Here is a 12,114-nt window from a genome sequence, read left to right on the forward strand (position 1 = left end):
AGGGGTTCTTCTCGCACTGCTATGTAGTGGCAATGTTAGCTCAAAAGTAGTAAGCCAAAGGTAAGTCAATATTAACAAAGGGCGGTGCGTAACTAGGTCGCGCATAACAAGCGGTTCTAGTCACCGCACAAAAAAAACGTGCGGCTGGGACGGCCTACGCTGGCGCTGCGGCCGCCCCTAAGCCGGGCGTTATGCAGTCGGTTGATGAGTGATTTCAATCCATGAAGAAAGTAACAGATTTCATATTTTATGATTCGTGGCATGTGAAAGAGATTGGTCTAACGGTAGGCTCTTTTTATCTAGCTAAAAATGATTTGAGAGAACTTAAGGTTGGTGAAGTTATAAAGTTCGCAGGCTTTGAAGATGTGGATAATCATTACGGCAGATTTGTTTTCACCAATCAAAGTGGGCAAGTAGTCGTAGTTGATGGTGATTTCTGCACAAAAGACCATCCTGACTTCAAACAACTAAAAGAGACGCTATCAAATGCATAACAAACGCAGCCACACCGGCCTATCGGCCTCGACTCGCTACGCTCGCGTGTGCTGCGGGCGTTATGCGGAAAAGCGAAATCCTAAGATTGGTGGCGCACAAATTCCTTCGTAGTCATGAACAAAAAGGCGTCGAAGTGGTGTGGCTCCAAGAAGTGCGGATAAAGAATTGGTTAAGGGAGTTCATCGCTGGTAACTTCGTAGCCAAGATAAGCTCGGCGTCAATGAAAATTTTTTTTAAAAAATATTGTCGTAAGGCCACCTTTGTTAGGGGCTTTTCTCGCGCTGCCAGGCAATGGCAGTGTTAATTTAAGAATAATTGGCCTGTAAGTTTGGCTAAATAAACAAAGGGCGGTGCGTAACTAGGACGCGCATAACAAGCGGTTCTAGGGTCGCCGCAAAAAACGCGGCTGGGACGGCCTACGCTGACGCTCCGGCCGCCCCTAAACCGGGCGTTATGCAAAATGAAGAAACTATTACAGATATCTATAGCCCTGATATTTTCTGCAGCAGTCAATGCTAATGAATATCCAGAACAAATTGAGTTCAAGGAATGGATTATCGAAAATTTTGATCAGCTGAAATCGCTAGATATTAAGCTGCAGCAGGATGATAGGTTTGATTATATATGGAATATCGTGCCGCCGAGATTTAGGTCTAGGAGTCAAAATGGGAAAAGTGTAGATATTCAAGATAAAGAAGAGTACATAAAACTCCTACCCAAAAATGCAAATGTTCTCATATCTAGTGACAACAAGAAGTTTTTAATAGAAAACGGCGTTTCGTCGGTTTGCGGAAAGAAAATGTGTATAGTCTCTGCTGTTATGTTCAGATCAGACTTCGATGGCTCTACCTGTCAAGAGGCTGCGGAGCCAGCACCAGGAGTTTGCTTTATAAGAATGTTTGAGAATTGGTACTTAAGGTATCTTATCTTTGATGTTGATGCATAACAAACGCAATCAAACCGGCCTGTCGGCCTCGACTCGCTACGCTCGCGTTTGTTGCGGGCGTTATGCGGAAAAGCGAAATCCTGAGAACGATGGAGCACAAATTACTTCGTAGTCATGATCAGCGCGGTGTCAAAGTGAAGTGGCTCAAAGTAGTAAGAATGCAAATAGAATTGAGTAGGCTAGCCCATTGTTGGTAACTTCGTAGTCAAGAAAATCTTGGTACCAAAGATCAGCCTGAGAAAATAGTGTTGTATGCTCACATTTTCTAAGTGTATTTTCTTGCTCTGCTAGGTAGTGGCAATGTTGGTACAAAAATAGTGGGCCAAAAGTAAATTAATATTAACAAAGGGCGGTGCGTAACTAGGTCGCGCATAACAAGCGGTTCTAGGGTCGCCGCAAAAAAACGCGGCTGGACGGCCTACGCTGGCGCTCCGGCCGCCCCTAAACCAGGCGTTATGTGAAATCAAAGATCATCTATGGATAAGCCACGAATAAAGGTAGATTTTAATGAGCTTTTAGATAAAGACTTGGTTTTATTATCTAAAACAGACACGAGGGAAGATTCAGATGGGAATGTTGTCATTCTATCAGAGGGCTTACATTTTTCTTTGTATGAACATAATGAATACAGCGACGGAGAGATAGAATATCTGTATGCGGAAGGGGTTGTTGTGCCTAATGTCATACAGGAAAATCCGATAGCTATTTGGTGTTGCAAAATTAACGAAAAAGGAATTACCGTTGTCAACGAGTAGTATATAGGTTTTTTAAGAGTGTCGTTGCACATAACAAAGCTATCCACCAGACCCCATTTCCGTCGCTTGGTTTTTGTGCTTGGATAGCACAAAAATCCAATCAACTCCAATTTGCCGGTGATAGCGGCGTTATGCGGCCAAGTTACCCACGAAAAGTAGACACCCTGTATAGTTGTATTTGACTGATATGGAGGTGTCGAATGGCACGTAAAAAACACCAGCATTACACCGAAGAGTTTCGAAAAGAAGCGGTCAAGCGCTCTGAGCAGCCGGGCGTTACCCAGGCTCAGGTGGCCAAAGAGCTCGGCATTAGCGCCCAGCAGATATCAAACTGGAAGCGTCAGTTCACTCGCTTGTCAGACAAGCAATTTAATACGGTTGATGGCGTGGACTATTCCAAGCAGGAGAGCGAAGAGCTCCGTAAGTTGAAGCGCGAGAATAAACGCCTGCGAGAGGAGATGGAATTCTTAAAAAAGGTTTCTGCGTACTTCGCGAAAGACCAAGAGTGAAGTACGAGCTGATAGAACAGCATGCCGATCAATATGACATAAGATTGATGTGTCGAGTGTTGGTGGTCCACCCATCAGGCTTTTATCGCTGGCGGGATTGTCCATCTAGCCCGAGAGAGCAGCGGCGAGACCAGATCACTAGCTTGGTTAGAGATACCTACGAAGAGTTTGAGGCCGCTTATGGCGCCCCCAGAATCGCACGGGAGCTTAACGAGCAAGGGTATAAGTGTTCGATCAACTATATTGCCAAAATCATGCAGGAGCAGCGGATAGTCGCCCGTAACGGGAAGGCTTTCAATTATGGCGGGCATGCTTTGACGATGCATAACGTCGCAGATAATCTGCTGTGGAGGGATTTCACTACAGAGAGGCCTAATCAGAAGTGGGTAACGGATATCACCTATATCTGGGTTGAAAACCAATGGTTGTACTTGGCAACGGTAATGGATCTTTACTCGCGCAAAATCATCGGCTGGAGCTTCGATGAGAGTATGACAGTGGAGCTGATTACCGAGGCGATGCAAATGGCGATTGATGCCCGAGGTGTAAGCCCAGGCCTAATCGTTCACTCTGACCGTGGAACCCAGTACCGCTCGAACGAGTATGTAGGGTACCTTGAGCGACACGGAATCAAGCGTAGCATGAGCCGAAAAGGTAACTGCTGGGACAATGCGGTGATGGAATCATTCTACGCTCGGTTAAAGGTAGAGCTGATCTACGCCAAGAACTACCAGTCGATAGAGGCTGCACGTTCAGGTATATTTAGCTACATTGAAATATTTTATAACCGCAAGAGAAGGCATTCTGCAAACGACGGGGTTAGCCCTGTTGAGTTTGAGGAGAGGGCAGCGATTGCTGCATAAGTGAGGTGTCTACTTTTTGTGGGGAACACCAGCGGTAATGGAGATTATATGAAACTTGTAAAGTTAGCATTGATAGTAGGAGCCTTTTTTCTTATGTGTAATCAAGCTAATGCACTGTCTATTGTTAATTATAAGCAGTTAAAAAAAGAAGATTATAGCTCGCTCAAGTTATACGTTAGTGGCTTAGGTCAAGGCTATGATTGGAGTAATTCAATTGTAGCCAATAAATTAAAACAGAATTTATATTGCCCTCCTCAAAAAATAGCCTTAAATGCAGAAAATTTTTTATCAATAATTGATACAGAAATTGAATCAGGTCTATGGAAAGATGAAGATCCAATTGAGATGATTTTATTCTTTGGTTTAGAAAAAACGTTTGCTTGCGAATAAAACTGCATAACAAGTCATTCAAAAGGACAAATAACAGTTGGCTGTTTGCTCCTTCGTCGCTTATTTTAGCCAACATATTATTTGCCTCTTAACGAGGCGTTAAGGAAAAATAGAATGTTCTATATAAATATGGGTCTTGCCATTTTGCTATCTAAGGTTCTTCCAGTGAGTGCTTTTATAATGCCGATTTTGATTCTTGTTAAATCAAACATAAAAAGCATAAAAATTCCAAACTCAGTTATTATTGCAATGCTGTTAATAATTAGTATTGGTGTTCTTTATTTGGTTGCGCATATCTTTACTAAACATCAAAAATTTGCTGAACGGCTCCCTTCAAAAAAGCCTGGCACAGCTTTCATAGTTGCTGGGTTGATTTTTTATGCCCTCTATTTTTTCGTGCTAATTATTGCTTCGAGTGTAGTGGGTGGTGGTGCTTCATTCGCTGTTCTTCAGCTGGGTGTTTATGTTGTATATCCATCATACGTTTTAATTTGTGTGGGACTTTACAAGTCATACAAGGCTCTTTCTCCCAAGGAAATTCCTTAACAAGGGTGGTCATGTCGCAGCTAGCGCTGCTGGACTGCCTCCGCTGCGCTGCGGCCGCCCATGCCACCGGCGTTAGATTTCTATGAACAAAATACAGTCCTTCGTTCTTACACTTTTTATCAATTTCTTTATTTCGATGGATGCTTTTGCCTGTTCGTGTTTTAGCGATGCGAAGAGCATGTCTGAGGTAATCGATAGTCAAGTAGCCGTTTTTTCTGGGGTGATTCTTCAGACCGAACTCATTGAGAATGAATGGAATGAAGCTTATTACAAAAGTCGCCTAAAGCTTACAGCGGTATGGAAGTTGGAAAGCGATGAGAAAGTAGTAACTATACGCAGCGCAACCGAGATTAGCTCCTGTGGAGGACCGCCCCCTAAAGTTGGTGATGAATATGTTGTATTTTCTCACGCTATATTAGGTGGTGCACATTCCACTGGAGCTTGCTCTCAATTTTCAAATATCGAGAACAGAAACGAGGCCGTATTGGAGTTTATTCAAGAGCTTGGTTCACCTATGAGAGTATATGAAAACTAAATCTAACAAGTTGCTTAAGTACACTCCGGCCGCAAAAGGCGCGGCCTCCGCGGGACAACCTACACTGCGTTTCGGTTGCCCCTTAGCAAGGCGTTAAATGCCCAAGTTACCCACGAAAAGTAGACACCCTGTATAGTTGTATTTGACAGATATGGAGGTGCCGAATGACACGCAAAAAACACCAGCATTACACTGAAGAGTTTCGAAAAGAGGCCGTAAAGCGCTCGGAGCAGCCGGGCGTTACCCAGGCTCAGGTGGCCAAAGAGCTCGGCATTAGCGCCCAGCAGATATCAAACTGGAAGCGTCAGTTCACTCGCTTGTCAGACAAGCAATTTAATACGGTTGATGGCGTGGACTATTCCAAGCAGGAGAGCGAAGAGCTCCGTAAGTTGAAGCGCGAGAATAAACGCCTGCGAGAGGAGATGGAATTCTTAAAAAAGGTTTCTGCGTACTTCGCGAAAGACCAAGAGTGAAGTACGAGCTGATAGAACAGCATGCCGATCAATATGACATAAGATTGATGTGTCGAGTGTTGGGGGTCCACCCATCAGGCTTTTATCGCTGGCGGGATTGTCCATCTAGCCCGAGAGAGCAGCGGCGAGACCAGATCACTAGCTTGGTTAGAGATACCTACGAAGAGTTTGAGGCCGCTTATGGCGCCCCCAGAATCGCACGGGAGCTTAACGAGCAAGGGTATAAGTGTTCGGTCAACTATATTGCCAAAATCATGCAGGAGCAGCGGATAGTCGCCCGTAACGGGAAGGCTTTCAATTATGGCGGGCATGCTTTGACGATGCATAACGTCGCAGATAATCTGCTGTGGAGGGATTTCACTACAGAGAGGCCTAATCAGAAGTGGGTAACGGATATCACCTATATCTGGGTTGAAAACCAATGGTTGTACTTGGCAACGGTAATGGATCTTTACTCGCGCAAAATCATCGGCTGGAGCTTCGATGAGAGTATGACAGTGGAGCTGATTACCGAGGCGATGCAAATGGCGATTGATGCCCGAGGTGTAAGCCCAGGCCTAATCGTTCACTCTGACCGTGGAACCCAGTACCGCTCGAACGAGTATGTAGGGTACCTTGAGCGACACGGAATCAAGCGTAGCATGAGCCGAAAAGGTAACTGCTGGGACAATGCGGTGATGGAATCATTCTACGCTCGGTTAAAGGTAGAGCTGATCTACGCCAAGAACTACCAGTCGATAGAGGCTGCACGTTCAGGTATATTTAGCTACATTGAAATATTTTATAACCGCAAGAGAAGGCATTCTGCAAACGACGGGGTTAGCCCTGTTGAGTTTGAGGAGAGGGCAGCGATTGCTGCATAAGTGAGGTGTCTACTTTTTGTGGGGAACACCAATGCACAATGAATAGATACATCGTCACACTGTTAATAGCGTTTGCTTCGCCTGCTTTTTCTGGGGGAGATCACTTCCCTATACATGTTACTGAAATAGAAATTGATGGCAGCAATTTTTCATTTAATGCAATCCCAGTGACAGAAGAAAGGAAGTGGATGGAAGAAGAATGCACAAGTGTAAAAGTTAGTGGGACATATGGTGTATTGAAATGGTTGAATTACAAGGCACCAATTAGCAAAGATGAGCATGCATTAGCATTAGCCACATTACAGAAGTCTTATGAATCAGAAAAGAAAATCTATTTTGGCTACATCGGCGGTGGCTTGCATAAAGTTTCGAGCTGCAGCTACCTAAGCAAAGGGCTTCTCTATGAAAACGGCAATGTCTATTCTATCTACCACAGCATTTAACAAATCGGGGTTGTCGCCGTTGGCTGGGACGCTCCTGACGTCGCGCCCCAACCCGAGGCGTTACATGATCAATACAATCTATGCTCTACAAACTTGATTTAGAATTATTACGCAAGAAGCAAAAATTGATATTTTTCGCCACATGTGCAATGTGGACAGTTTTGTTCGGACTAGCTTTTATTTGGGGGGCATTGTTTGTATTGGTACTTGCTTTGCCTAGATTGATCTGGTCCATATATAAAAAGAGTAAGGAACTAGACTGTATAGAAAATAACTACAAGCTAGCTTCGCACATCATGATCAATAAAGATCACCTTTTTTATAGTAAAGGGGAAGGATCATATCAGGTTGAATTACCTTACGAGGACATTCAGTCTGTATCTTTATCCTCAATATTTGGATTCAATCGATTGCGAATCCAATTGAGTGGTGCAAGACAGTTAGATATTTGGAATATAGAAGGCTCAGCAGAGTTGTGTGAGAAGCTAAATGGCATGTAACAAGCCAAAGCAGCAAGGGCCTACGGCCGGGACGCGCTAAACGCGCGCCCCTGTTTGAGGCGTTAAAGCAATATGGAATTAATCCTGATGAGAAATTAGTAAAGCTAGTTTTTCTAACCCTATTTAGATTGAAAAAGGAATTTTGTGGCTAGGCATGCGGCGGAGGTTGCTGTTCGATTGCCACGGCAGCGGCCAAGTGCGTGATCGCTTTGCAGTTTGGCAGGCACCAAGTGCAAGGGTACCTGCAAGAACTGGCGCCTGACCATGAGTAGGGTATCTATCCTGTGCAGCCTAGCTGGTTTGCCATATGCGGCGCCATAAGCGAGTCACTGCGTTGTCTTGTTGTTTTGGGGCTTCGGTGCCCAACTCTGCAATTGGGTCTTTTCCTTCCACGCAGGCCTTCAGCAGCCCGTTGATCATGTCATCATTGAGAAAGTAGGGGTTAAAGTTTACCTGCCCTATCTGTTTCAGCAGGGCGCTCAGATTTTCTTCCAATGGCAGGTACTTCATAGACCAGCGGTCAAAAAGCCGCGCGCTAATTGTAACCATCGACAATACCTGAACGTTCTTATGGCGCGGGTCTTCAGAGATTTTTTGATACAGCGCATTAACCCGATCCCGTGGGCCTTCCAGGCATTGAAAAAAGTAACCATTGCCGTAATGCAGTACGCCGCCCACACCAACATGGCTGTTATTTTTTCGCGATTGCAGCAAAATGCGCGCAACATCAGATTCTATGCCCCCACGGCTATTGGTGGCGAATGTAGCGGTACTGGCATAGGTAAGCCGGGTGTATATCTGGGTCATAATCTTCAACTGCGTGTAGTGTTGTACGATTGTTACGGCGGGTTGTGTAAATCAGATCACGATAACCGGGCGGAGCGGAATATCTCATGTATAAAGTGCGGTAGCGCCGCCTTAATTTCTAGCTAACCATTTCAGGCGGGTAACCACTGCTTTTAATCTGGGCCATACAACCAAATAGCCTTTAAATGACAAGCTTTGACTTGGTGCTATCTTCAATGGAGTAGTGTTCACTAATCGCGAAACACCGCGTCAGCTACCTAGGTTTTTCAGCGGCGCTCATCTAGGTTTGACTTCGCTTGCTGCCCAGTTGTCGGTTCTAAAGGGTATGGCGGGCAGTTTTTCCTTGTTTACCAGATTTACCTGTGGGTAGTCTGCCCAGGCGTAGCGCGCGGCAACGGGCATGCTTACTTCGGGATGGCTTAATACCAGGGTTGCGCCCTCTATGCGTGCATTGGCCACGTAAAACGCTTTATCAGCGCCTGCAATAATGAAACCTAGCGGTGGGGTGTTGTCCAGGGTTGTTAGGCCTTGTGCGTAGTTAAAGTGTATGCGCATGTGGCTGCCCTCCACGGTTGCGTGCGTGAAATCTGGGCCGCTGGGTGTAATTTGATTGCCGTATACCAACGAGGCTGCTTGTCGCCAGAGGCGGTGGCCAACAGCGTACTTGTTGGCGGGGTGTACATTGTGTATTTCGCCAACGTCTATGGCAGTGGCCATTGCCGTGTGGGGCAGTGATGTGGTTTTTCTTTGTGCATCCCGCAGGTATGCCCAGCCACTTGCAGGTTGAAGTGTTTGGGGAAGCTTGAAAGCTGCAAGTTGAACAAACAGAAAGGGTAATTGAGGGTTGCCCGCCCGGGCTCGCCAGTTGTTGATCATGGCGGTGAAGAGTTCGTGGTAGCGCGTGTGTGTGCCTACGTTACTTTCACCCTGGTACCAGATGACGCCGCGTGCCGTGTAGGGCAGTAGTGGGTGAATCATGGCGTTGTATAAAAAGCTTGGTGTTTCGTTCAAGCGTTCAACCTTTGGCAGTGGTGGTTGCAGTTGGTTGTTGTGGTGCCAGTGGCCTGTGAGATCTACAGTGTGTTCTGGTGTTTTCAGCCACATCGCATCTGTGCGGGCACCTACGAACACGCGGTTATCCCAATCGTTAGCGGCCCTTAATGTAATTTGATTGGGGCCCTTTCTCAGCAGCTCGGCGGGAATTTTGTGCCTGGATTCACTGTGGCGCCAATCTTCTTTGGCGATGAATTGGCCGTTCACAAAAATAAAGGCATTCTGCACTATGTCGCCAAGAAATAGCTCTGCGTTATCCGTGGGTTTGTTGGCCAGTGTGAAGGTTTTCCGCAGCCAGTTTAAGTCACTAAGGGGCTCACTGTTCGGAAGTGTTACCAAGTTCCAGTGTGCAACATCTGTAGTTGATTTGTGTGCGCCGGTTTCTATAGCGAGTGCGAGGTCGTCTATTAGCCGGTATTTTTCTTTGCGGCGGGCGTCGTTTTGCGCAATGCGCTCGGCCCAGTTTTTCGTGGCGAGTACGGCGTGGGCCTTTTCGGCATAGCCGTTCACAGCGCTGAGTTTGTGGATGTCCATCCAGGCCTCAGCGGGCGTGCCGCCCCAATTGGATTCAATAATGCCCACAGCAACGGCTTGGTTTTCATGCAGATGTTTGGCAAAAAACCAGGCGACCGCAGAGAAATATTGCACCGATTCTGTGCTTGCCTTTACCCATTTGGATGGTGGCAGTTGTTGCTGTAGCGTAATGCCAATGGTATTGGGTACCTCAAAAAAGCGGATAGTGGGGTAGTTGGCATCAGCGAGGGCGGCTTTCTGATTGGTGATGCCCGCGTTCATTTTCCATTCCATGTTGGATTGGCCGCCGGCAATCCACACATCGCCAAAGTACACATCATTCAGGGTTCGGGTTTGATCTGCGCTTACCGTCAGCTGATAAGGCCCGCCTGCGGGCCGCGGCGGGAGTTTTAATTCCCAATAGCCGCGTTCGTTTGCCTGGGTTGTATATTCATTTTCGTTTACTTCTACTGTCACTGTGTGCAGTGCCGGTGCCTGCCCCCAAATCCTTGCGGGTTGATCGCGCTGTAATACCATGTGATCTGAAAACAGCGAGGGCAGCTCCAGTGCATGGGCGCTGAGTGCACAGAGCGTTAGCCAACAAAGCGTGAGACCGCAGAGGTATTTGGAGTGCTTGTTCATAGATGGCCGCGCCTGGTTGCAGTGTGGTGTGGCTAAGTTTTTAAAAAAAGGAGGGCCTTCGCCCCCCGGTTTTGTTACTTGGCTTTAAACCAGGTTTTCATATTGTCTGGTGATTCTTTGTCTTTCAGTGGGTACAGCATGATTTGATTTCCCGGCTGGTTGGGCCATGAGAACACATCGTACTGGTTGATTTGTACATCACTGGGCGCCACGGCCATGAGCGTTTTGCTGCTTTGTGGCATGCCTTTCATGGCGCGGATTTCAAGGCCTTCAACCGGCTCGCCTTGTGCCATTTGTTGTGCAGGCAGTGTGGGGATGTCTACATTTTGTGCAGCGCGTGCGGCCAGCATCCAGGGCCCTAGAAACTGGGTGTATACCTTGCCGCTTTCGGGCTTCACGGGCTCCGGTGCGCGCCCGGGAGTGGCGTTCCAGAATTTCCACTGCGCCATAAAGTGGTGTGTGGTGGTGCTCTGCTCTACTTGCCAGCTGGCCCAGCTGGGTTCTCGCAAGCAAACGTGTTTAATCTCGGGAGCCTCGGAAAGGTCTACGCTAAATTGCTGGTAATCCTGGCTCCACGCCAGGCTTACGGTTTGATTGCCAAAGGTAAAGGTGCCTTCTATAGGGTGCAGTATTTCCAGTGTGTCTTGGTGGCGTTGCACAAAGTAACTGGCGGCTTCCAGCATTACTGAGGGGCCATAGAGCGAGCAGCACCAATAGCCTTCTTTGCCCATTTGCAAATAGCGGTTTTGGTAAATAAGGCGTGCGCCAAAGCCGCCGTTAATGGTTTGGTTGTAGTAGAACTGGTTTTCCAGGCACAAAATGCCACGCTCCAGCCATTGGGCTTTGCCCGTGAGTTTGTGCAGTTTGAAACACAAGAGCATCCAGTCGGCGTGTGAGCAGGCTTCATCGTCGTGCACATGGTCGCCGTCGAACTTCACAAAGCGCTCGGGAATGCCGCCGGATTCCATCACAAATTCGTGCCACACTTGCTCCAGCTCTTGTTCGATATTGGCAACGAGATCTGTATCTTGATTGTACTCGGCAAACTCCAGGCAGCCGCGGCGCACGGTAAGGTAGGAGTGGGAGTGGTCAGCTTCGGCCAGCGATGCCACGTTGGGCAAGAACTGTTTGGCCAGGGTGAGAATACGTTCGTCTTGGGTGATCTGGTAGGCACTGGCAAGGCCTGCCAACCCGTGGAAGTAACCGCTGGGTGTAACGGCATAGTATTCGGTATCGCGCTCGCGAATGTTGCGGGCCACTTCTTCCCAGTAGGGGTACTGGTCTATGTACCACTGCACATGCTGACGCACTGCGGTTTGCAGTTTTTCGCCGGGAAACAGGCTCGCCAATACCGATAGGCCTTTTAGCATCCAGCCATTGCCATAGGCGCCAAGCATGGTTTCAACGCCGGGGGTGATGGTTTCGTTGCCAAAATGGCCGTCGGCCTGTTGGTGGGCGATGGCTTTATGGGCCAAATCCAGTACATCTTTCGGAGCTTCAGTGCAATCAGAGTGCGCCAATGCCTGGGCCCACAGCCAGCGGCCTGCTACGTCGCCATGGCAACAGGGGAAGTTTGTCCAGGTGTTTGGGTCTGTTTTGATTTGCTTTAGCAGGTACTCTTCGCTAAAGGGCGCCTCGTGGCTGATGCGGTGAATGGCGCGTGCCAGGCGTTCGCCCAGCTCGCCTGCCAGTTGCACACTGTCTGCCGAAAAATCATAGCGATTAATTTTCTTCGGGCTGAAATGTACGGGTGCGGGTATTTGGTACATAAAATTCTACCG

15 protein-coding genes are annotated in these 12,114 nt (G+C 47.5%); 12 read left to right on the top strand and 3 right to left on the bottom strand.

Going from position 1 to position 12,114, the window contains the following annotated elements; genetic code table 11:
- Positions 1–221 precede the first annotated feature (221 nt).
- The 12 genes from L1F30_RS02010 to L1F30_RS02065 all read left to right on the top strand — a co-directional run bounded on the left by L1F30_RS02010 (position 222) and on the right by L1F30_RS02065 (position 7,318).
- Positions 222–494 carry a hypothetical protein gene (locus L1F30_RS02010; protein ID WP_253358735.1) on the top strand — a complete coding sequence of 91 codons (273 nt, stop codon included), beginning with the start codon at positions 222–224 and terminating at the stop codon, positions 492–494.
- A gap of 461 nt (positions 495–955) precedes the next feature.
- Positions 956–1,441, top strand: a complete 486-nt coding sequence (locus L1F30_RS02015) for a hypothetical protein (protein ID WP_253358737.1) — start codon at positions 956–958, stop codon at positions 1,439–1,441.
- Positions 1,442–1,917: 476 nt separating this feature from the next.
- Complete coding sequence (locus L1F30_RS02020) at positions 1,918–2,196, top strand: hypothetical protein (protein WP_253358738.1); 279 nt, start codon at positions 1,918–1,920, stop codon at positions 2,194–2,196.
- 200 nt (positions 2,197–2,396) lie between these two features.
- The gene (locus L1F30_RS02025; protein ID WP_253358596.1) at positions 2,397–2,705 is read left to right on the top strand and encodes a transposase; all 309 of its coding nucleotides are present in this window, start codon (positions 2,397–2,399) and stop codon (positions 2,703–2,705) included.
- Positions 2,702–3,568, top strand: a complete 867-nt coding sequence (locus L1F30_RS02030) for an IS3 family transposase (RefSeq protein ID WP_253358597.1) — start codon at positions 2,702–2,704, stop codon at positions 3,566–3,568. The genes L1F30_RS02025 and L1F30_RS02030 overlap by 4 nt, the downstream gene beginning before the upstream one ends.
- Positions 3,569–3,616: 48 nt before the next feature.
- Positions 3,617–3,958: a hypothetical protein gene (locus L1F30_RS02035; protein ID WP_253358740.1), complete on the top strand. Its 342-nt coding sequence runs from the start codon at positions 3,617–3,619 to the stop codon at positions 3,956–3,958.
- A 114-nt stretch (positions 3,959–4,072) separates the two neighbouring features.
- The gene (locus L1F30_RS02040; RefSeq protein WP_253358742.1) at positions 4,073–4,504 is read left to right on the top strand and encodes a hypothetical protein; all 432 of its coding nucleotides are present in this window, start codon (positions 4,073–4,075) and stop codon (positions 4,502–4,504) included.
- Positions 4,505–4,586: 82 nt separating this feature from the next.
- Entirely contained in the window at positions 4,587–5,039 is a 453-nt protein-coding gene (locus tag L1F30_RS02045; protein WP_253358743.1) for a hypothetical protein, read from the top strand.
- Positions 5,040–5,203: 164 nt separating this feature from the next.
- A complete protein-coding gene (locus L1F30_RS02050; RefSeq protein WP_253358744.1) occupies positions 5,204–5,512 on the top strand; it encodes a transposase in 309 nt (102 codons plus the stop codon).
- The gene (locus L1F30_RS02055) at positions 5,509–6,375 is read left to right on the top strand and encodes an IS3 family transposase (RefSeq protein ID WP_253358746.1); all 867 of its coding nucleotides are present in this window, start codon (positions 5,509–5,511) and stop codon (positions 6,373–6,375) included. The genes L1F30_RS02050 and L1F30_RS02055 overlap by 4 nt, the downstream gene beginning before the upstream one ends.
- Positions 6,376–6,413: 38 nt before the next feature.
- The gene (locus L1F30_RS02060) at positions 6,414–6,818 is read left to right on the top strand and encodes a hypothetical protein (protein WP_253358748.1); all 405 of its coding nucleotides are present in this window, start codon (positions 6,414–6,416) and stop codon (positions 6,816–6,818) included.
- 80 nt (positions 6,819–6,898) lie between these two features.
- Positions 6,899–7,318 carry a hypothetical protein gene (locus L1F30_RS02065; protein ID WP_253358750.1) on the top strand — a complete coding sequence of 140 codons (420 nt, stop codon included), beginning with the start codon at positions 6,899–6,901 and terminating at the stop codon, positions 7,316–7,318.
- 291 nt (positions 7,319–7,609) lie between these two features.
- Here L1F30_RS02065 and L1F30_RS02070 read toward each other — a convergent pair whose 3' ends face one another.
- From L1F30_RS02070 to L1F30_RS02080, 3 genes are all read right to left on the bottom strand, one after another.
- Complete coding sequence (locus L1F30_RS02070; RefSeq protein WP_253358752.1) at positions 7,610–8,125, bottom strand: BLUF domain-containing protein; 516 nt, start codon at positions 8,123–8,125, stop codon at positions 7,610–7,612.
- A 276-nt stretch (positions 8,126–8,401) separates the two neighbouring features.
- The gene (locus tag L1F30_RS02075; protein WP_253358753.1) at positions 8,402–10,333 is read right to left on the bottom strand and encodes a sialate O-acetylesterase; all 1,932 of its coding nucleotides are present in this window, start codon (positions 10,331–10,333) and stop codon (positions 8,402–8,404) included.
- Between the two features lie 74 nt (positions 10,334–10,407).
- Complete coding sequence (locus L1F30_RS02080; RefSeq protein ID WP_253358755.1) at positions 10,408–12,102, bottom strand: hypothetical protein; 1,695 nt, start codon at positions 12,100–12,102, stop codon at positions 10,408–10,410.
- Between the last annotated feature and the right edge of the window lie 12 nt (positions 12,103–12,114).

The organism is Simiduia sp. 21SJ11W-1, from assembly GCF_024138675.1.
In the GTDB taxonomy this organism is placed as follows: domain Bacteria; phylum Pseudomonadota; class Gammaproteobacteria; order Pseudomonadales; family Cellvibrionaceae; genus Simiduia.